Here is a 20,153-nt window from a genome sequence, read left to right as displayed (position 1 = left end):
TCCTTATCGAGCAGGTTGCCGCATAAGCAACGGGAGACAGTTCTTAAAATAGCCCGAACGATCTATCTCCTTATCATTAAAAAATTCCAGATACGGCTTAATACCCGGTACGGCAACAAAGGCAGTTTTATTTTGAAGAATATACCACCCCCTAAATAAGTGTATTAATGGAACATTTTCACCAGACAATTTTTCATATAATTCTCCCGCCTCCCAAACAATAAATTCGGTTTGTTTCGGACTAAAACCTAACACCGTGTTTGGGTCTCTATCCGCATGTTTGAAATAATTCTCGGCTTCTTTGAGCTTATCAAGAAACTCTTTTTGCATTTCAGGCACAATCAGTTTAGTTAATTCTTCCCTCCAAGAAAATTCATTACCCGGTTGCTTATTTATGTCTCTCATAACATTGCATGCCGCCGCCGCAAGTGTGTGGATTGAAACTTCATCGCCACGATGGAAATAAAGTTCTATCGCGGTTTCAAGCTGTCTTTTTGCAGCATCAATCTTGGATATTTCAAGTTTTGACATACGCCTAGTATTCCACAATGCCCACTAAGTGGCAAAGCCATCCACCAGCGCGGCATAGGTGGTGTCGAGGTGCTGCGGCATCACTTTTGTTTCGCCGATGACCGGCATGAAATTGCAGTCGCCGCTCCAGCGGGGAACGATGTGCATGTGCAGATGGTCGTCGATGCCCGCGCCCGCCACTTGGCCGAGGTTCATGCCAATGTTAAAACCGTTCGGCTTGAACGCAGCGCCCAGCACCGCCACGCATTTTTGGGTGAGCGTCATCATTTCGGCATTCTCTTCAGGCGTCTGCTCGTCCAGCAGGGATATGTGGCGGTACGGCACCACCATCATGTGACCGTTGTTGTAAGGATAAAGGTTGAGAATGACGAAACAGAGTTTGCCGCGATGCAGGATGAGGCGTTCCTTGTCGCCATCCGTTTTTGCATCAACGCAGAAAACGCAGCCCCCGGCTTTTTTATCGGGATCGAGGATATACTTCATCCGCCACGGCGCCCATAATGTGTCCATTGTGTTCTCCCCAAATCAAGTGCGAAGCGGTTGGCCCTCATGGGCCAATGTACATGCTAAGAGCATGTACCCACCAGAGAAAATAATAAGAGCTTGGATAATATTTCTGGGTGCCGGGTCAAGCCCGGCATGACAGGGATGGAGCAATCCGATCATTATCATTTCTTTCCCCGTTTGTAACCGATGTCCATAAGTTTGCGCTGCAAGGCGGCCATCGCGTGGGCCTCTTTCGCGCTCCGTTCGTGGTCGTGCCCCAACAGGTGCAGAATGCCGTGCAGCAACAGGAAAAAACATTCCTTCTCATACGACCATCCCGCCAGCCGCGCCTGCCGCCGCGCCACGGGAACCGACACCGCCACATCCCCCAGCATGGCCGGGCCGGGCGCATCGCCCGCCGGGAATGAAAGCACGTCGGTGGTTTTGTTTTTGCCGCGGTAGCGCCGGTTGAGCCGCTTCATTTCGGCGTCGCCGGTGAAGAGAACGGAAAGCTCCCCTTGCGGCTCAGCCAATGCGGCGAAGATTGGGGCCAGTCTTTTCCGGAGGCGGCTTAGGTTCGGACCCTTCACCCCCGGTCTTGCGGTCATCGTCAGCGTCGTCTTCATCCTTATCCCCCGGATATTCGATCCTGTAGTGGAATATACCGTGGAGGATGCGCACAAAGCTATCGCCAATTTTATTGAGATCGTGCAGCGTGAGGTGCGATTCGTCAAGCTGGCCGCTGACGAACTTGTCGTTGATGATTTTGGAAACAAGCGCCCGCAGGCGTGACGACGTGGGGTTTTTCAGCGTGCGCGACGAGGCCTCCACTGCGTCGGCCAGGGCCACGATGGCGCTCTCGCGGCTTTGCGGCTTGCGGCCGGGATAGCGGAAGTTCTGCTCGCTGATGGCCGCGCCCTCCTGCTCCTTCGCGCGGTGATAGAAATACTGAATCACCTGTGTACCGTGATGTTCGGCGATTATGTCCTGTATCTGCGGGATGAGCCGGTATTCGCGCGCCCACTCCAGCCCTTTGGTGACGTGGGAAGTGATGATGAGTACGCTCATGTAGGGGGTCAGGCTGTCGTGCCGGTTTACCCCTTCGCGCTGGTTTTCGATGAAATATTCCGGCTTGTGCATTTTGCCGATGTCGTGGAAATAGGAACCGACGCGGGCCAACAGCGGGTTCGCCCCTATGACCTCGGCGGCGTCTTCGGCCAGATTGCCCACCACGATGCTGTGGTGATACGTGCCGGGCGCCACCATGGCCATCCGCGCCAGCAAAGGGTGGTTGAGGTCCTGCAACTCCAGCAATCTGATGTCCGAGACCACCGGGAACCAGCTTTCGATGAGCGGCGGCAACGCCAGCGTGAGCGCCACCACGAACATCCCGCCCAGAATGGCGAAGAGCATGTTGTTGAGGCATTCGGCGGTGAAAAACGCGCCGTCGGCCATTTCCAGCACCGCGATGGCGGCGATGGCGGCGGCGATGAGCCGCACCCCGGCCTTCCAGACATCCGAACGGCGCTTGATGTGCCCCACATGGAACACCGCCACCAGCCCGGTGAAAAACGAAAAGAAGATGAAATCCGGCGCCGGATTGAAAATAATCCCCGCGGAAAGCGAGACGAGTATCACCAGTATCATCGCCACCTCGCGCGTGAAAAAGATGGCCCCCATCAGCGGCACGAAAGCGAACGGCGCGGCGTAGAGGTACGAATCGAGCGCGATATCGGGGTTGTGCGCGGAGAAGACCCCGGCCAGCGTGTGAAATATCCGGAGCAGCAACGCCTGCGTGATGAAAAAAAGCCCCAGCAACGCCACGTTGGAGCGCCGTGCGGCGAATTCCCCCATGTAATTTTTCATGTAAAACGCCGTGGCCGCGATAATCAGCATCAGGAAGGCGGCCGACGCGGCCCCCGCCTGCGCGCTCCCCCCCGCCGCGAGGCCGCGCTTGAGGCCCGCGACCTTGATGAGGTGATCGGGCGTGACGCGCTCCCCTTCGCGCAGGAGCAGTTCCCCCTTCTGAATGCGGTATTGCACCGGCGCCACCGCATCGACGGCGCTCTTGCGCATATCCATCGTCATCATCCGGTTATAGGCCATATTCGGCCCCAGAAAGCCCGCCGTCATCTCCTCCACGGCGCGTTGCAGCGAAAGCGGCTGCGCCATCATCATCTCGCCCAACCGCCGCCGCGCGAAAGCCTGCGCCCCTTTGAGATCCATCACGTCGCGGTAATCCACCTTGCCCAGCCGCGCACCGGTTTCGGCGTCCACCGTATCGATTCCCCCCTTGGCGGTGACGGGCATGATATCCTTCTGCGGCACGATCCCCCCCTGCATCGCCTCGGTCAGCACGGCGGCGAGCCACTCGGCTATCAGCGGACGGTAGTGGTTGGCGCGCAACATGGCGAGCGTTTCAGGGGAGAGCATCTCAAGCCCCAGCGTGTCGCGGAACTGCCGCTCCAGCGCCGCGAAACGGGGAGCCGCCTCGAACTGCCGCAGCGCCTCGTGGTTCGCCGCGCGGCGGGCGGCGGCTTCGCCGCCCAAGGGAGTGACATCCATCGCCTCCCGCTCGTCGATCTCTTTCATCACGGCCTTATAGGGCTGGGGAAGGTTTTTCAGGTAGCCCTGCTTCATCGCCCCGAATGCGTTCCGGATGCGGCCCGTGGCGGCCTTGAGCGGCGCGGTGTCGAGCATGTAAACGTCACGAACCTCTTCCTGGGCGCGTGTGCGCCGGGCTTCGGTGCCGGCGGCGTCGTCGATTACCTGGTCGCGCGGGGCATAGATGTTGCGCCGCGCGATTTCCCCTTCGCGGTACTCTTCGGTGGCCACCCGGTTCGGCTTTATGAATATTGCCAGTCCCGTGCAAAACACCGCCAGCAGCACCGCGGTGTGGAAGCGTTTATTGCCGGCGAAAAAATCGGCCAAGCCGTCCCGCAGGTTTTCCACCAGCCTGCCGCGCCCCTGAAAAACCTTCTTCAGTTCTTCGATCCCTTTACTGGGGGGAGGCGGGGTTTGGGGGGGATTTGACGCGCCGCTATTCTCCGGCATGATCCCCCTTCTCCCGCGCGTTTTGTTCCTCGTGTATCTCGTAAGCGCCGATGATTTTCTCCACCAGCGAATGGCGCACCACGTCCCTCTTGCTGAAATAAACGATATCGATCCCTTCGATGCCGGCAAGCACCTTTTCCGCCTGCACCAGGCCGCTGCCCCGGCCGCGCGGCAGGTCTATCTGCGTGACGTCGCCGGTGATGGCCGCCTTGCTGTTGGCGCCCAGCCGCGTGAGGAACATCTTCATCTGCTCCGTGGTGCAGTTTTGCGCCTCATCGAGGATGATAAAGGAATCGTTGAGCGTGCGTCCCCGCATATAGGCCAGCGGAGCCACTTCTATCTGGCCGTGCTCCATCATGGCGGCCAGCTTGTCCGGCCCCAGCAGCTCGTACATGGCGTCATAGAGCGGCCGCAGGTACGGGGTGATCTTTTCGTTAAGATCGCCGGGAAGGAAGCCGAGGCTCTCCCCCGCCTCCACCGCCGGGCGGGTGAGAACGATGCGGCTGACCTTCTTCTTCAACAGGTCGGAAACCGCCACGGCCATTGCCAGATAGGTCTTGCCGGTGCCGGCCGGCCCCACCCCGACCACCACATCGGTGTGCGTGAGTGAATAAATATAGCTCCGCTGCGCCAGGGTGCGCGGCACCACCGCCTTGCGGACGGTCTGAACGCGAACCTCGCCGGAGAAAATCTCCGCCACCGAAATGATGCCGCGGTTTTCGTGAAAATACCGGGAAATGAACCTCAGGTCGTCGTTGCCGACCTCCGTTCCCCGCTCGATCAGCTCGTTGAGCTGCCCCAGCAGATCGGCCGCCCGCAACGCTTCGGCCGGCGCGCCGGTGATGAAGATGGAATCGTTGCGCGCCACGATGCTCACCTGGAAAAGCCGTTCGATGGTTCTCAAGCGGTCGTCGTTGACCCCGCAGATTTCGCGAAAGTGCGAAAAATGGGCGATCTCGACGGTGCGGCGTTCGGCGGCCTCGCCGCCAACGGCTTGGTGGCCGGCGCTAATTATCGGCCTCCCGCGGTGGAATGGGGGATGCCGGACGCAGGAGGGGCCAAAAACGGGAAACTTGCGGCACTCAATTGCGTTCTCATCATCCGGTTATTTCAGCGGCAATTATACCATAGGACAAGAAATGGCAACGGAAACGGGATAAACTTCTTTGAAAGGACGCGGGCGGGCGGAGTAGAATGACGGCATGAATTACCTGATCATCGGCGGCGGCGTGGCCGGAACAACGGCGGCGAAGGCCATACGGAAGCTCGACCCGTACGGCGCGCTCACCATCGTCACCGGCGAGCCGTATCCCTTCTACAGCCGGATACGCCTGATCGATTTCCTCGCGGGAGACCTCAAGCCGGAACAGCTTTTCCTCAAAAAACCGGAGTGGTACGGCGAACAGGGGATCACCCTGCGCACGAACGCCCGCGCGGTGAAGATCAACCCCGCCCTCAAAACCGTAACCCTGGAAGGGGGCGAGGATCTCCCCTACGGCAAATTGCTGATCGCCACCGGCGCGACGCCGTTCATCCCGCCGATACCCGGCGTGCAGCGGCCGGGGGTCTTTTCGCTCCGCACGATGGCCGACGCGATACGGATCGTGGAATACGCCAAAACACACCGCGCGGTAACCATCATCGGCGGCGGCCTGCTGGGGCTGGAAGCGGGAAGCAACCTCATCAAAGCGGGCTGCACGGTGAACGTGGTGGAATTTTTCCCCCGCCTGCTGCCGCGCCAGATGGACGCGGCCGGCGCGGCGGTGCTGCAACGGCGGCTGGAATCGATGGGGTTCCGCTTCCACCTCGGCGCGAAAACAAAGGAAATAACCGGCGGCGACGGCGTATCCGGCGTGACGCTGGAAGACGGGACGAACATCCCCTGCGGCATGGCGCTGATCTCCGCCGGCATACGGCCGGACACGGCGCTGGCGATGACCTCCTCCGCCATCAGCGCCACCCCCTACCAGTCGGCGATACGGCATCCCGGCATCACCCTCAACAAGGGAATCGTGGTGAACGACCGGATGGAGACCGGCATCCCGAACATCTACGCGGCGGGTGACCCGATAGAGTTTTTCGGCGTTTCGTACGGCATCTGGCCCGCCGCCGAAAAGCAGGGGGAGATCGCCGGGAACAATATGGCCGGCGGCAAAGACCGCTATGCGGGAACCACCATAAGCAACACCCTCAAAGTCGCCGGGGTGAGCCTCACCGCCGCGGGGGATATCGACGCGGACGGCAAAGAGCAATCAATCGTGGCGGAAACCGGCTCCGCCTACCGGAAGCTGGTGCTGAAAAACAACCGGATCATCGGCGCGATTTTTTACGGCGACACGGCGGGCCAGCAAAAGGTGCTGGCGGCCATCAACGGCGGGAAGGATGTATCGGCGCTGTTGGACGCGTTGCGGGCGGGGAATTTTGACAAGCTTTGACCGGCGGTGAACCCTTTCCGCCGTTTGCATCTCTACTATTGATAAATGCCGCTGTGCGGTTTAGACTGGCTTTTATAAGAAGAATGACGAAAGCCTGAAGCAATCCAAGGAGGTTTTACATGGCTGGTTCCGTAGATCAATTCACCGACGCCAATTTTGGCGAAAAGGTCGAAAAATCGTCCACCCTCACCATCGTCGATTTCTGGGCCGAGTGGTGCGCCCCATGCCGGATGCTCGCCCCGATTGTCGAACAGCTCGCGGAGGAAAACAAAGGGAGCGTGAATGTGGGCAAGCTGAACGTTGACGAAAACCCCAAAACCGCCACCAAGTACGGCATCCGGGGCATCCCGACGCTGCTCTTCTTCAAGGACGGCAAAGTGCAGGAACAGGTTGTCGGCGTCCGGAGCAAAGGCGAAATACAGGGGCTGATCGACGCGAAGAAGTAACCGCGTTTTTATCGATCTTCCAGGGGGCCATTCAACCGGCCCCCTTTTTTTATCTCCGCTGCCGTGCCGGAGTTACGGTTTCGCGCTGGAGTTGCCGGAATTTATTCGGTAGATGAACGACAGCACTTCGGCGATCACGCGGTAGAGATGCGGCGGTATTTCCTCTTCAAGGTCGAGCTTTGAAAGCACTTCCACCAGGTCGGCGTCTTCGCGGATCGGGATGTTGTGCTCTTTGGCGATCTCCATGATCCGCTTCGCCACCTCGCCGCGCCCCTTGGCGGCGACCCGCGGTGCGCGATCCTTCTCCTTCTCGTATTTGAGGGCGACCGCTTTTTTCGGCTTTTCTTTTTTCACGGTCACGCCCGCAAATCCAACAGGCTCTTCGGGGGAAGCGTGTTATCCGGCTCTATCTGCCGGGTGATGAACTCCAGGCTCGCTTTTTCGGCGTTCATGTTGGCGATGAAACCGGCGGCGCCGAGGATTTCTTCCACCTCGTGCAGGTGCTTTTCCATCTCCATCACCGCTCCGTCGGTCTGCGCGTAAATGGTGCCCTCGATGCGCCCCTTGAACGCCAGCACCTCCACGCGCAAGTCCCCCAGGCGGCTCATCCGCAACAGCATCGTCAGACGCACCGTTTCCTCGTTCTTCGTCCGTTTGTTCCCCTGCTCGTCCCGCTCCACATACAGCCGCGCGGTATCAAGCTGTTCGCCGTTCCAATACGGGAACTGCCAGCTTTTCACCTCTTTGTTCTCCTGGCTGTTGATGAGTTGCCGCAGTTCGATGTTTCCCAGGGCGTCGTTCACCTTCTTGAGCGCCTCGCGGTACTGCGCCGGGTGTTTCTCCACCAGTTTCTCCAGGTTCTGCCGCGCCAGCATCAGCGCTTTTTTCAGGTTCTCCCCTTTTTGCCCGTGCGCCACTTCGCTTTCATGGAAAAGCCCCATAAGCTGGAAAACGTTTTTATCCGCCTCCGGTTTTTTGGCCGACTTGGCGATGGTATCAAGCATCTTTTCGAGGCCGGTGCCGCGCCACGCGGCGGGGGGCATATCCTTCACCAGCGCCAGCAGCTCGTCCAGCGTCGCGCCCGCCGGCGCGGCGGAAGAGAGATACATCCGCAGCAAGGCGGCGGTCTTTTCCTTGACGGGGGCATCGAACGGCAGGAGCGAAACAATGAACTGCGGCTTAAGCTGCTCCACCTTCACCATGATCCGCTGCCCCTCGGCCAGCGGCTTTGGGGTGTTGGCGGCCATCTCCAGCCCGCGCAGGCGGACAATGGCGGTGGTGGGCGAAAGATTTTTCACGACATGGCCCTGCAGCGTTTCGCCCTGCGTGAAGCGGGTCTCGAATCCCGGACTCCGCGGCTGGAACAACGCCTTGAAAAGAGCCGGGACATTTTCCAACTGATTTATCATTCGCCGCCTTCAAGCATCGCCATGATAAGCTCCACTTCGGCAAGCGGCAGCGCCAGCCGGCGGCTTATTTCGTCCGCCGCCAGCCCGTGCTTGCGCAACGCCGCCACCTTGCGCTTGTCTTCCGCCATCTTACTCTCGCTGGCGGCTGGATTAAACCCCTCCGGCGCGGCGGCTTCTTTTTGGCCGGGGACATCCCCCACCGGCATGGCGCGCCGCGCCTGTATCTGGCGATCCAATTCGCGGGCGGCCGCCTCGCCGCGTTCAACGGCGTTGTTGAATTCGGCTAAAAGTTGGCGCAATTCGTCCGGCGTGGATTGCTTCCGCCGCGCGACAAGCATGACGACGTAGATGATGAACGCGAAAAGAATAATATCGAAGATGAGCTGGAAGAGCATCCAGTTCATAGGCCCCACCGCGATGCGGGGATATTAGACCTTGATGTTGAGCAGACGCCCTTGGGGGACGGCGTCCACGGGCAACGGCTTGGCCGGAGCTGCTTGTTCGGCATGTTCCTCTTTCGTTACGGCCTTACCCTGCGCTTGGCGTTCCTGTTCCTGCCGCTGCCGGCGGCCGCGTTCATCGTCCGGACGAATCTCAACGATGGCCGATTGGCTGATCTCCTGCACCTCGGTCTTCTTCGCCTCGTTCTGCTTTTCGATGATATCCTTGAACTGCTCGGAAACAACCGCACCGTGGGTAAGGGCATTTTGGTGTACACGCTCCCCGACGTTGCTCATTTGCAAAACCGTCTGAAGGCCTACCGATTGCATCGCACAATCTCCTTAACATCCCTTAATAAATATAGTGTACGGTAATCGCCCGCCGGGGGTCAAGTTTTCCCCTCCGGCCCAAGGTTCAAAATAGGCTATACTTGGAACCCATGCATCTACGTATCGGATTATTATGGAGAAACATGAATGGTTGAGGATAACGAGCAGGTAAAAATACGGCGGGACAAACTGGCCGAAATGCGCAAAAACGGCCCCACCCCGTATGTGAACCGCTACAAGCCGCAGCACCGCATAGGTCAGGTGCGCACCGCCTGTGAAGCCAAAACGAAAGAAGAACTGGAGTCCGCCCCCTTCCGCACCTCGGTGGCGGGACGCCTGATGACCATACGCGACATGGGAAAAACCATCTTCGCCGACCTGCGCGACGGTACCGCGAAAATCCAGATCATGGCGGGCAAGAACGGCCTCGGCGAAGCGGGGCTGGAAGCCTTTAAAAAATTCGACATCGGCGACATCGCCGCCGTGGAAGGAACCGCCTTCTACACGCGCACCAACGAGCTGAGCGTCAAGGCGGAAAAGATCACCCTGCTGGCCAAGAGCCTGCAACCGCTGCCGGAAAAGTGGCACGGACTCACCAACGTGGAAACCCGTTACCGCCAGCGGTATGTCGACCTCATCTCCAACGAAGAGGTGAAGGACATATTCGTGAAACGGGCCAAGACCATCAGCGCCATCCGCCGCTACCTCGACGAGCGCGGCTTTCTGGAAGTGGAAACCCCGATGATGCAATCGATACCGGGCGGCGCGAACGCCCGCCCCTTCGAAACGCATCACAACGCGCTGGACATGAAGCTGTTCCTGCGCGTGGCGCCGGAACTATACCTCAAGCGGCTCATCGTCGGCGGCTACGACAGGGTGTACGAGATCAACCGGAACTTCCGCAACGAAGGCATCTCCACCATGCACAACCCCGAGTTCACCATGCTGGAGTTCTATATGGCCTACGCCGATTACCACGACCTGATGGACCTCACCGAGGACCTGCTGAACAAACTCGCGCTGGAAGTCCGCAGCGCCACATCGCTCAAGTGGATGGGGCACGACATCGAGCTTTCGGGCAAGTACGCGCGTTTCCCCTTCTACGAAGCGATAGGGAGAATCGGCGGCGTGCCGGCGGACGTCATCCATAATTGGGAAAAAGGGAAAGAGTGGCTCCGCCAAAAAGAAGTGCATACCGACAAGGCCGACAAGGGGGCGAAGGTGCTGGAAAAGCTTTTCGAGGTGGCGGTGGAGCCAAAGCTGGTGCAGCCGACTTTCATCTACGACTACCCGGTGGAGCTTTCCCCGCTGGCGAAAAAGAAGGAAGATAATCCGGCGCTGACCGAGCGCTTCGAGTTCTACATCGGGTGCAAGGAGATCGCCAACGCCTATACCGAGCTGAACGACGCGGAAGACCAGCACAACCGCTTCATGGGCCAAGTGGCTATGAAGGAAAGCGGCGACATGGAAGCGCAATCGATGGACGAAGACTATGTGACGGCGCTGGAATACGGAATGCCCCCCACCGCCGGCGAAGGGATAGGCATCGACCGGCTGACGATGCTGCTGACGGGCCAGGATTCCATCCGCGAAGTCATATTGTTCCCGCAGTTGAAAAACCTGCCGAAGTAGCTCCGGCCAGGCAGGGGCGAATTCATTCGCCCATTGGCGCGCCCGCGCCAAGCAGGTCGGCCCACGGGCCGATGTACACAATAAATTGTGTACCCACCGAAAAAGAGACCGGATGACGCACACTTAAGCGGACAGCGAAAATTGCCCGCCCCCCGGGCTTATCCCTTCTTCTTCACCGCCACGAGATGGAAACCGTGGCACTTGACGCAGGTGGTTCCCGTCCGCGCGTTGTGGCACTCCATGCACTTCGCCACCGAGGGGAGGTTCTCTTCGCTCAACTCGGGAATATTCAAAATATCCTTGTGGCACCGGAGGCAATCGAAACCGCCATGCCGGGCGTGCTTGAAAACCGCTTTGTTGACGTAATGAACCGGCACGGCGTTCTCGCCCAGCTCGGCGTTTCCGTAGTGGCACGGGCGGCAGTTGCCGGCGTTAAGCTGCGCCGCATTGTACCCAAGCGTCCCCTTCCCGTCCGTATCGATGTGGCAATCGCCGCATTTTTCCATCTTCATCGAGGGAGCCCGGTCCTTGTGGATGCTGTGGGGAAAGGCCCTGTTCGGCTCCGGCTTCTTCATGATGGGCCGCTTTTTTATTTCCGGGTGGACGGCATGATCGTGGCAAGAACCGCACATCACCGAGCCGGGGAAGGACACGCGGATGTCCGGCCCTTTGTGCTCGACATGGCAATCCATGCAGACCACCCCTTCCACGGCCTTCCGTTTATCCTCCTCCGCCGACGGCGCAAGGTGCGATCCCGCCCGGTCATGGCACTTCTTGCATTTATCATCGCTCACGTTGCGCCACGGCGTGTGGCACACCGTACAATCGGTGGCCAGCGCCTGGTGCTTGAGCGAGAGGCCGCCGCCCATAAACCGGCGGACGTCGCCGCTTTTCACCAACACCAGCCCCGCCAACGTCAGCAGCGCCAGGAACACGGACGCGACAAACCGGATAGTGTTGTTGCCCATCAGTAGTACGACACCATAAATACATGAAACAGGATCATCACGAAAACAACGAACGACACCGGCAGATGGAACCAGAGCCAGAAATCGAAAAGCTCAAGCTTTACCAGGCGCATGGTGAAGCGCTCTTTTTCCACCACCACAAGCTGCAACAGCCTGAGATGGTACTTTTCATCGTTGGAAACCCGGGGCATCAGCGATTCCAGCGCGCGCCGCCGCTGCCGGATCAGCGTTCGCTCCTCCTTCAAGAGGTAGCTCCAGGGTATCCGCCGCAATTCGAGGAACGGCCGTATCTCTTCCCGGTACAGTTTTTTAAACTGCTCCGACGCCGATTGCAAATCGCTATCGGCATCGTGAAGGCATTTGGCGATTTTCTCCCGCAGCATGTCCCGCGTCATCATCTCCCTGCCGTCCTTCATAAGGGAGATCGGCGTGAGCTTGAAAATAAGGGAACCGGCCGCGCCGCCCGCCACGGTGAACGCGAAGAGGGCGAACATGACGCCGCCGAAGCCGCCGGACAGGTGGAACCCCATATGCATGAACACCAATACCCCGGCGACCACCCCCAGATAGACATGGGCCGTGAGCCAGGAACTCGTGGGACCAAGGCGGACATGGTAAATGTGCTTGCGCACCTTGTACGCCATCAAAAACACAATGGTGAGAAACGCCAAAATGCCGAACGCCATGCCGGAGAACGTGCCGCCCCGCGGCAACGCGCGGCCGGCATATATCCAGTACCACGCCAGCAAAAGCGCGGCGGCCGCCGTGAAGACAAGGGGCCACCGCCCCCGGATGATCTGAAGATCGAGCTTATGCTTTAGGAGTTCAGTTTCCATAACACCCTCCCGCAATCACCGCCGGCCTCATGTGATCGCCTTGAAATCGAGGAAATATTCGGTCGGATTCACATGGCGCGCCGCGCCGGTGGGACAGTTATACACGCACCCCATGAATTCATAATCCTTGCAGAGATCGCATTTCACCGCTTGCCTCTTTACGCGCGGCACGCCGTCCGGGCCGGCCTCCCCGGCCGGCGCGGCACGCTTAAACCGCCCCAGCGGGCCGAGAAGATGGGTCCACGGGCTTCGCCGCGCATTCCCGTCCTGCCGGATCACCACGGCAATGTTCCCGTGCGGGCAGAGCCGCGCGCAGCCGCCGCAGCCGATGCAATAATCCTCGTGGTAAATCTCCCCCTGCAGGTTTCTCTTGATGGCGCCGGTGGGGCAACTCGACATGCAGACCGGGTCCGCGCAATTCCGGCACGACGTGGGAAGCAGGATATAATCGTTGAGCTTCATCCCTTTGCGTATCAGGCGGGAATCCCCCCCGTGCAGCGCGGCGCACGCCTTCACGCAGCTATCGCACTGAACGCATTTGGTGAGGTCCATAAGGAGGAGCGCCTTGGACTGGATCAACCCCCCTTCGGTCATGGCGGAAAGCTTGCGGGCCATGACGCCGCTGGCGCCGATCTGCTCGTTGCGCTCGCGCCGCTTCCGTATCACCATCTCGAAAGCCGCCCGCACCGGCTCGTTCATTTCGAGGATATGGTCGAAATCGGCCTTGGCTATCTTGATCACTTCGGCGCGGTTAAGGGCCGATATGGTGGCGGTTCTTTTTCCCTTTTCCATCAGCGCCATCTCGCCGAAGTAGCTGCCTTCATTCAGGTAGGCAAGCACCCGCTCCCCCATCCTGGCGTCGCGCCGCGATACTTTGACGAAGCCGTACCGGATCAGGTAGAAGGCGTCCACCTCGTCCCCCTCGCTGAAAATAACCTCGTTCTGCCGGAACGTTTGCAGCGTGGCCGCGCCGCGGATTTTCCCTATCATTTCTTCCGGGAGGGGGGCGAAAATCGGCACTTTGGAAAGATGGGTGCTGAGCGCGCGCTGGAGGTATATGGCATCCAACCGTTCCTTGACCGCCTGGAATTTGTCGATGACGCTGAAAATGTCATCGCGCGAAATGCGCAGCAGCTTCACGTCGGTCTCGGCCACAACGTCCGCCGTGCGCGGCGTGCCCGACATGGCGGCAATCTCCCCGAAGATTTCGCCGGCGTTGACGGGAATCCGTTTCGGCGCCCCCGCGCCCATATCGGGAAGAAGAACCGAGGCGGAGCCTTCAAGGATGATGCTGCACGCTTCCTCGTATTCACCCTGGCGGCAAATAAAACCGCCGGCCTTGTAATCCACGATTTTGACTTCATGGAGGGCGGCAAACACCTGATCGGGGTCAAGCCCGTCAAACAGGGGTATTCCGGCGATGCGGGGTATCAGATCGCGGGACATGGCCACGCCGATCGTCCGCGCGCAAGGCGGCGGCGGAAAAAAACGATTGCTCCGGGGCGTATTGCCGCGGCGGTTGTCCGCGTGACTTTTTCCACCAACGCATCCATCGTTAAACTATAGGTAAATTGCCCGGTTATCGCAAGCCATTACCGCCGCTTGCCGGTGGCCGCCGGGGCGGAGCCTTACTTCTTGCCGGGGGAGGCGTTCGGAACCTCTTCGCCGCTCCACGTTTCGTTGAGGAAACGCTCACGGCCGGAGCCGATGCGGTACCGCTTGTAGCGCTCGGCGCTTTTCTTGTAAAAATCCTGGTGATACTCTTCGGCGGGGTAGAACTCCGCCGCCTTCCGTATCTCCACCACTATCGGCTTTTTGAAGCGGCCCGATGCCTGCAACCGCTTTTTGGATTCCTCGGCAAGGCGCCTTTGCGCGTCGTTGTGGTGGAAAATGGCCGGCTTGTATTGCTCTCCGTGGTCGGCGAACTGGCCGATGGGATTGGTCGGATCGATGTTGCGCCAAAAGATTTCCAGCAGCGCTTCATACGTCACCTTCGCGGGGTCGTATGTCACCCGCACCGCTTCAAGGTGGCCGGTCGTGCCGGATGAAACCTCTTCATAGGTGGGATTCGCCTTGTGCCCGCCGGTGTATCCGCTGATAACTTCCGTCACGCCCGCCGTTTTCTCGAATGGCGGCTCCATGCACCAGAAACAGCCCCCCGCAAAAGTTGCCTGCTCCATGCGAGGTTCTCCTTTACCCGCCGCAAAACCCGCGCCGGCAAAAACCAGCACAAGGCACGCGGCGAAAACAGCCGTTACTTTCATTGCCGTCACTTACGCCCAAAGAGTTTCAGGTACGCTCCGTACCCTTCCTTTTCCATGTTGGCCGCCGGGATGAAGCGGAGCGCGGCGGAGTTCATGCAGTAGCGCTGGCCGGTCGGTGACGGGCCGTCTTCAAATACATGGCCGAGGTGGCTGTTGCCATGCTTGCTGCGTATCTCCGTGCGGGCGCCAAAAATGCCCTTATCGAGCCGTTCGACGATGTTTTCTTTTTCCAGCGGCCGGGAAAAGCTGGGCCAACCGGTGCCGGAATCGTACTTGTCGCGGCTGCTGAAGAGCGGCTCGCCGGAGACGATGTCCACATATATGCCATCCCCTTTGTTATCCCAGTAGGCGTTGGCGAAGGGGCGCTCGGTGCCGTTCTCCTGCGTTACATGGTACTGCTCCGCCGTGAGGATGGAGCGTAACCGCTCTTTCGATGGAGCCTTATAATCCGCCGCGTCAGCCATAATCGCCGTTACTCCAATCAATACGGATATAATTCCGGGATACCGCCGTTTCATGACATCATTATACGCCTGGAGGGCGGATGGCGGAACCGCGTGTTGAGGCCGGCGACGGCAATTTTCCCCATTCCCGTGAAAGCGGTGGTATAATCCCTCCATGCGCCCAATTAGTATCGGGGGACTTCCCGCCGGCGGGGACGCGCCGCCGCTGGTGATCGCCGAGATCGGCATAAACCACAACGGCGACCTGGAACACGCCAAGCGGATGATCGATTCGGCCCGCCGCGCCGGAGCCGCGCTGGTGAAGCTCCAGTCGTTCCAGCCCGAAAACTTCATGAAATCCGACCTCCCCTACCACGACAACATCCGCCGCCTTTCGTTCAGTTTCGAGCAACATGAAGAACTCTTCGCCTTCGCGCAAAAAACCGGCGCAAGGCTTTTCAGCGCCGCGTTCGACACCGCCACAGCCGATTTCCTCGACCAGATGGGGGCGCCCGCCTTCAAAATCGCGTCGATGGACTGCAACAACCTGCCGTTGCTGCGGCACGTCGCGAAAAAAGGAAAGCCGGTGATACTCGCCACCGGGATGGCCGACATGGAAGAGGTGGACGCGGCGGTGCGGGCCGTCCGCGGCGAAGGAAACGAACAGCTGATACTGCTGCACTGTGTGTCGGACTATCCGACGAACATCAGGCAGATGAACCTCAACGTCATGCGGACGCTGGCGGAGCGTTTTGACGCGCCGGTGGGATTGAGCGACCACAGCGAAGGGCTGCACGCCTCGTTCGCGGCGGCGGCGATGGGAGCCGCGGTGATCGAGCGGCATTTCACGATGGACCGGAAAATGGCGAAGATTTTCCCCTTTTCGGATCACGCCATCTCCATCGAACCGGACGAACTGGAAGAACTCGCGCTCTACTGCCGTTCCCTCCGCGCGATGCAGGGGAACGGCGAGAAAGTCCTTTCCAAAAACGAAGCCGAAAACCGCGCCAACTTCCGCCGCGGCCTTTTCGCCGGCCGCGCCCTGCGCGCGGGAGAAACCATAACCCCCGATATGCTGATAGCGCTGCGCCCCGTGCGCGGGATTTCCGTGGCTGAATGGGACGGCGTGATCGGCAAAAAACTCGCGCGCGACGTGAACGAACAAGACCCGATCACCCCCGCCGACCTCGCCTGACCTCCCCAGCAACCGGCGGCGGCATTACAAAAGTCATATGCGTAACGGCGGCGCGGCAATAAACTGCGGTGAACGGTACTGAACAAACACGCATAAAGGAAACCGCCATGCCGGCAATAACGGAAAACATGACCATAAACGAAGTAATCAAGCTCCACCCCGGAACGATGAAGGTGTTCAACAAGCACAAAGTGGATTCGTGCTGCGGCGGCGCGCAAAGCATCGCGGCCGCGGCCGCCGTCGCGGGGGCCGACGTGCGCCAACTGCTGGTGGAACTCAACACTGTGACTGAAAGCAAAAAGTAGGAAGCTATGCACACAAAATGGAAACAGGACTTTTACGCCGACGTCGCGCCCATCGCGATGCGCGATCCGCTGGCCGCCGTACTGGGGGCCGTGGCGGATGACGCCCCCATCTATTACCATTACACCGATTGCATAAAGGCGGCCGGCCATGCCTGCGCCTCCGTGTCGTCGGCCTTTCAAATGACCAAACTGGCGCTGAAAGCGCTGTACGGCGACGCGATTCCCGTGCGGGGAGAGATTGACGTCGTCTACTACGGCGAGCGCGACCAAGGGGCGAACGGACCGATTGGGCAGGTGATCCAGTTCCTCACCGGCGCCGCCACGGAGACCGGCTTTCACGGACTGGGCGGCAGATACGTCCGTGCCGACAGGTTTGTTTTCCTCGATGACGGCAGGGACCTTGAGGGAATAACCGTACGCTATAAGCGGACCGATACGGGCGCGGCGGTGGAAGCGGTGGCAAACCCCGGAGCCTTGCCCCTGACCGCCGCTGAAGAAGAAGGGGCGCAATACATGCCCAAGGTTGTGCGGGGAACCGCCACCGCACAGGAGCGGGAAAAATTTTATCTCTATTGGCAGGGAAAGAACCGGAAACTCCTGCTGGAGGAACACCCCGGCGTTTTCACCATAACGCGCGTCTGACCCCGGCAAGAACAACCACGAATGGCACGAAGAGCACAAAAAGAAAATACGGGAAGAATGATAAGCGGGTTTTGTCATTCTGAGCGTAGCGAAGAATCCCTTTCCGGAAAGAGTTCCTTCACTGCGTTCAGGATGACAGGAAACGCGGAGGATTACCGCTTGCGGTTGTTATCCACACGCGGGTTGCCATAGGCCAGCGGTAGCGCCTCTTCCGCCACGGCGCGGTGAAGCACAAAGCTCGTCGAAGCGGCGCGGCTGATGCTGACCGCATCGGTCTGCCCCTGCACCACGGGCTGGGCGGAGGCGTAGGTTTTCAGCCGTTCGCCGTAGACTTTCTGCGTATCGTACAGGCGGGTCGCCTGCCGCGCCGCATTGACCGGTCCCACGCCGCCGATCATCCCGCTCACCCCTTCCTGCTGACGAAGCGCCCTTGGCCGCCGTCCTTTTTATCGCCATATCCTTTCAGCGCGGCGGCTGACCGGTTCATCGCTTCCAACTGATCCACGATGCCCCCCTTGCGGTTTTGCAGCAGGCGGCCGCTCTCGGCGTCCAGCTCCAGAATTTCCCGCAACATTTCCTGTAACTCGGCGATGCGCGGCTCGCTCTCCGGCGTTATTCCCCCGGCCAGGGCGCGCAGGCGGTCATCCACCGCGGCGGATTGTTGCAGCAGCCGGCCACGGTCTGCCAGCAACGCGGCGAGCTGCTCCTCCGGTATCTCCGCGCGGATGGCATTGCACTGTTTGCGGGCCAGCGCCAGCAGCGCGGCGAAGAGCCGCCGCTGTTTTTCCAGAAGCGATTCCAGTTCCCTGTCCATACCCCGTCCCCTACCCCACGGCGCTAAAGCTGTTTTTTTGTCCGGCAAGCGATGTGAACAACAGGTTTTGCCGTTGAATTTTAAGCTCGGTGGCGGGTACCTGCGCGCTTTGGGCCATCAGGTTCTCCACCATCCGCTGGTTGCTTGCATAGTAGGCCATAACCTCCTGTTGCAGCCTGATTGTACCGTATTCGGGCTGCAAATGGCGGTCCAGCTTTTGTTGCAGGCGGCCGGCGCCCAGCGCCATGATCTCTTTCACGCCGCTGTTGTTGCGCGCCAGTTCTTTGCCCATCGCCGCGGCATCCAGCGTTATTTTGAAATCGTCCCGGCCGCTCACGTTCACATGCCGCGTTTCGGAAAGCATCGATTGCGGCCCCGTGCCGGGCAGGGAACCGCGGTCTTGCATGGCCGGCAATTGATCCAGCGCAAGCTGCGCGATCCGGGGCGGTTCGTTTTGCACCCCGACGCCCACATCGGCCACCGAGCCGAAGCCGCCCACCGGATCGGGGGGCGGCGTGAGAAAAGACCGGACCGTATCGGTATAAATATCCTGCAAGCGCGTGTTTTCGGCCAGAGCGCCGCCCGAGTAGATGGCCGTATTGAGCAGATCGAGCGCCTGATTAAAACTGTCGCTAAAGGCCGTGATGGGGGTGAGCGCGGCGGCGGGATCGGCGGTCACGTTCACGGTGGCGCTCCCCGTGCCGTTCAGGGTGAGCGTGAGTCCCCCCACGCCGTTGGTGACGACATTGGACGCGGCGGTGTTGGAGTGGCCGTTCACCGAAAACTCGGAGGTCCGCGGCGGCGCCGATTGCGCGTTGAGAAAATTCGGCGCGGTGGCGTTGTTTTCCGGGTTGCGGGCGATGATGCCGATGGCCTCCAGTATTCTGTTCGGGTCTTCCATCCGCAAATCGATATTGCCGCCGTTCATGCTTTCCAGCACCAACTGCCCCCCGGCCACGGTGGCAAACACGCCGGTCTGCGCCGGAACGCCGTCAAGCCGCCTGTTGCCGTTGGTGTCCTCATCGGGGGAAAGGCTCCCCTGCCCCACCAGATTTTCATCCAGATAAAACGAAGGGATGTATTGCCGCCCGTCCCACGTGCCGGGGGCGGTGAAGGTTTGCAGCGTGCCGTCGCCGTTTACGTCGGCCGGGTAATCCAGCTTTCCGTTGTGGTTGGCATCTTCACCGTGGTTGATCTTGTCGCGGATGCTGATAAGGCTGTCGGACGGGGCAACCGCGCTCTGCCAGCCGTTCAGCTTGAACGTGCCGGAAAGCCCCAACGCGGCGCCGGGATCGGTTGCCGGGGTGGAAGCAAGTTGCTCCCGCCGCGCCAGCCGGGTAACCGTCACGGCGTAGCCGCCGACGGGGGCGTTTTGCCCCGCCGCGGCGGATACAACGGCGCTATCCGGGCTTTGCGCTTTTTTGATGTTGTACGCGGCGGAGTTCTGGATGCCGCCGGCATTGGCGCGCAACGTAAGCAGTGTGGAATAAATGTTGCCCAACTGCCGCCCCTGCTCGGCGAGAAAGCGGCTGCCGAACTGAAGTTTGTAGTCAAACGCGGTGCCGTGCCGCCCCCCCTCCAGCGTGGCGGCTACGTCCTGCACGTTGAGCGCGTTGAGCGGACTGTTCAGCGTCATATCCACCCCCGGCACGTTGCGGCGGGCGGACCAAAACTGCTGCGTCACCGCTTTTTCGCCGCCGGTAAGGGTGAGGCTTCCCTGCACGGAGGCTTGGCCGGCCGAGGGGATAACCCCCTGCCGCGCCGGAGTGGCCGGAGCCAGACTGTAATAGCCCTGGCTTTGCGACGAGGTGATAACGCTCAGCCCCATAACAAAAACCTCAAGTTAAACTTTTCCCCACCGATAACGTAAATGCGGAGGTTCGGTACCGCTTCACCAACAACTCAAAGCTAAATCAGCCGGTT

Annotated in this window: 24 protein-coding genes; 7 read left to right on the top strand and 17 right to left on the bottom strand. The window is 59.9% G+C overall.

The window, feature by feature from the left end; translation table 11 throughout:
- Window positions 1–3 precede the first annotated feature (3 nt).
- The 5 genes from HZA03_06905 to HZA03_06885 all read right to left on the bottom strand — a co-directional run bounded on the left by HZA03_06905 (window position 4) and on the right by HZA03_06885 (window position 5,026).
- Window positions 4–531: a hypothetical protein gene (locus tag HZA03_06905; GenBank protein ID MBI5637678.1), complete on the bottom strand. Its 528-nt coding sequence runs from the start codon at window positions 529–531 to the stop codon at window positions 4–6.
- A gap of 24 nt (window positions 532–555) precedes the next feature.
- Window positions 556–1,041, bottom strand: a complete 486-nt coding sequence (locus HZA03_06900) for an HIT domain-containing protein (protein ID MBI5637677.1) — start codon at window positions 1,039–1,041, stop codon at window positions 556–558.
- 158 nt (window positions 1,042–1,199) lie between these two features.
- A complete protein-coding gene (gene ybeY / locus HZA03_06895; protein ID MBI5637676.1) occupies window positions 1,200–1,550 on the bottom strand; it encodes an rRNA maturation RNase YbeY in 351 nt (116 codons plus the stop codon).
- A complete protein-coding gene (locus HZA03_06890; protein MBI5637675.1) occupies window positions 1,543–4,071 on the bottom strand; it encodes an HDIG domain-containing protein in 2,529 nt (842 codons plus the stop codon). Before HZA03_06890 ends, ybeY begins: the two co-directional genes overlap by 8 nt.
- Window positions 4,058–5,026, bottom strand: coding sequence for a PhoH family protein (locus tag HZA03_06885; GenBank protein MBI5637674.1), 969 nt, complete (start codon window positions 5,024–5,026; stop codon window positions 4,058–4,060). Before HZA03_06885 ends, HZA03_06890 begins: the two co-directional genes overlap by 14 nt.
- Between HZA03_06885 and HZA03_06880 the strand changes: the two genes are divergently transcribed.
- From HZA03_06880 to trxA, 3 genes are all read left to right on the top strand, one after another.
- Window positions 5,018–5,269: a hypothetical protein gene (locus tag HZA03_06880; GenBank protein MBI5637673.1), complete on the top strand. Its 252-nt coding sequence runs from the start codon at window positions 5,018–5,020 to the stop codon at window positions 5,267–5,269. The two genes, HZA03_06885 and HZA03_06880, sit on opposite strands and share 9 nt — an antisense overlap.
- Window positions 5,270–5,273: 4 nt before the next feature.
- Window positions 5,274–6,506, top strand: a complete 1,233-nt coding sequence (locus tag HZA03_06875; protein ID MBI5637672.1) for an NAD(P)/FAD-dependent oxidoreductase — start codon at window positions 5,274–5,276, stop codon at window positions 6,504–6,506.
- A gap of 119 nt (window positions 6,507–6,625) precedes the next feature.
- Window positions 6,626–6,952: a thioredoxin gene (gene trxA, locus HZA03_06870; GenBank protein MBI5637671.1), complete on the top strand. Its 327-nt coding sequence runs from the start codon at window positions 6,626–6,628 to the stop codon at window positions 6,950–6,952.
- A gap of 72 nt (window positions 6,953–7,024) precedes the next feature.
- On the opposite strand, the gene HZA03_06865 is transcribed toward trxA, so the two are convergent.
- The 4 genes from HZA03_06865 to HZA03_06850 are packed head-to-tail and all read right to left on the bottom strand — an operon-like array spanning window position 7,025 to window position 9,131.
- Window positions 7,025–7,312: an EscU/YscU/HrcU family type III secretion system export apparatus switch protein gene (locus HZA03_06865; protein MBI5637670.1), complete on the bottom strand. Its 288-nt coding sequence runs from the start codon at window positions 7,310–7,312 to the stop codon at window positions 7,025–7,027.
- On the bottom strand, window positions 7,309–8,361 hold the full coding sequence (locus HZA03_06860; protein ID MBI5637669.1) for a hypothetical protein: 1,053 nt from the start codon (window positions 8,359–8,361) through the stop codon (window positions 7,309–7,311). Before HZA03_06860 ends, HZA03_06865 begins: the two co-directional genes overlap by 4 nt.
- A complete protein-coding gene (locus tag HZA03_06855; GenBank protein ID MBI5637668.1) occupies window positions 8,358–8,765 on the bottom strand; it encodes a hypothetical protein in 408 nt (135 codons plus the stop codon). Before HZA03_06855 ends, HZA03_06860 begins: the two co-directional genes overlap by 4 nt.
- A 24-nt stretch (window positions 8,766–8,789) precedes the next feature.
- A complete protein-coding gene (locus HZA03_06850; protein ID MBI5637667.1) occupies window positions 8,790–9,131 on the bottom strand; it encodes a hypothetical protein in 342 nt (113 codons plus the stop codon).
- 147 nt (window positions 9,132–9,278) lie between these two features.
- Between HZA03_06850 and lysS the strand changes: the two genes are divergently transcribed.
- Window positions 9,279–10,763, top strand: a complete 1,485-nt coding sequence (gene lysS / locus HZA03_06845; protein MBI5637666.1) for a lysine--tRNA ligase — start codon at window positions 9,279–9,281, stop codon at window positions 10,761–10,763.
- 158 nt (window positions 10,764–10,921) lie between these two features.
- Here the strand turns inward: lysS and HZA03_06840 are convergent, their stop codons facing one another.
- From HZA03_06840 to msrB, 5 genes are all read right to left on the bottom strand, one after another.
- Window positions 10,922–11,731, bottom strand: a complete 810-nt coding sequence (locus HZA03_06840; protein ID MBI5637665.1) for a cytochrome c3 family protein — start codon at window positions 11,729–11,731, stop codon at window positions 10,922–10,924.
- A complete protein-coding gene (locus tag HZA03_06835; protein MBI5637664.1) occupies window positions 11,731–12,567 on the bottom strand; it encodes a hypothetical protein in 837 nt (278 codons plus the stop codon). The genes HZA03_06840 and HZA03_06835 overlap by 1 nt, the downstream gene beginning before the upstream one ends.
- 27 nt (window positions 12,568–12,594) lie before the next feature.
- Window positions 12,595–14,013, bottom strand: coding sequence for a cyclic nucleotide-binding domain-containing protein (locus tag HZA03_06830; GenBank protein MBI5637663.1), 1,419 nt, complete (start codon window positions 14,011–14,013; stop codon window positions 12,595–12,597).
- A 182-nt stretch (window positions 14,014–14,195) separates the two neighbouring features.
- Complete coding sequence (msrA, locus tag HZA03_06825; protein ID MBI5637662.1) at window positions 14,196–14,831, bottom strand: peptide-methionine (S)-S-oxide reductase MsrA; 636 nt, start codon at window positions 14,829–14,831, stop codon at window positions 14,196–14,198.
- 5 nt (window positions 14,832–14,836) lie between these two features.
- Window positions 14,837–15,628, bottom strand: a complete 792-nt coding sequence (msrB, locus tag HZA03_06820; GenBank protein MBI5637661.1) for a peptide-methionine (R)-S-oxide reductase MsrB — start codon at window positions 15,626–15,628, stop codon at window positions 14,837–14,839.
- Between msrB and HZA03_06815 the strand changes: the two genes are divergently transcribed.
- The 3 genes from HZA03_06815 (at window position 15,594) to HZA03_06805 (ending at window position 17,416) form a co-directional block, all read left to right on the top strand.
- Window positions 15,594–16,469, top strand: coding sequence for an N-acetylneuraminate synthase family protein (locus tag HZA03_06815; GenBank protein MBI5637660.1), 876 nt, complete (start codon window positions 15,594–15,596; stop codon window positions 16,467–16,469). The genes msrB and HZA03_06815 overlap by 35 nt on opposite strands.
- A 107-nt stretch (window positions 16,470–16,576) precedes the next feature.
- Window positions 16,577–16,774, top strand: coding sequence for a DUF542 domain-containing protein (locus HZA03_06810; protein MBI5637659.1), 198 nt, complete (start codon window positions 16,577–16,579; stop codon window positions 16,772–16,774).
- A 6-nt stretch (window positions 16,775–16,780) separates the two neighbouring features.
- Window positions 16,781–17,416, top strand: a complete 636-nt coding sequence (locus tag HZA03_06805) for a hypothetical protein (protein ID MBI5637658.1) — start codon at window positions 16,781–16,783, stop codon at window positions 17,414–17,416.
- Between the two features lie 152 nt (window positions 17,417–17,568).
- Here HZA03_06805 and HZA03_06800 read toward each other — a convergent pair whose 3' ends face one another.
- The 3 genes from HZA03_06800 to fliD are packed head-to-tail and all read right to left on the bottom strand — an operon-like array spanning window position 17,569 to window position 20,058.
- A complete protein-coding gene (locus HZA03_06800; protein MBI5637657.1) occupies window positions 17,569–17,823 on the bottom strand; it encodes a hypothetical protein in 255 nt (84 codons plus the stop codon).
- Complete coding sequence (locus HZA03_06795; GenBank protein MBI5637656.1) at window positions 17,820–18,230, bottom strand: hypothetical protein; 411 nt, start codon at window positions 18,228–18,230, stop codon at window positions 17,820–17,822. The genes HZA03_06800 and HZA03_06795 overlap by 4 nt, the downstream gene beginning before the upstream one ends.
- Window positions 18,231–18,240: 10 nt before the next feature.
- Window positions 18,241–20,058 carry a flagellar filament capping protein FliD gene (gene fliD / locus HZA03_06790; GenBank protein MBI5637655.1) on the bottom strand — a complete coding sequence of 606 codons (1,818 nt, stop codon included), beginning with the start codon at window positions 20,056–20,058 and terminating at the stop codon, window positions 18,241–18,243.
- Window positions 20,059–20,153: the final 95 nt, after the last annotated feature.

This window comes from Nitrospinota bacterium (assembly GCA_016217735.1).
Taxonomy (GTDB): domain Bacteria; phylum Nitrospinota_A; class UBA7883; order JACRGQ01; family JACRGQ01; genus JACRGQ01.
Note: the sequence above shows the minus strand (reverse complement) of the source record. Positions and strands in the feature narration are given on the sequence as shown.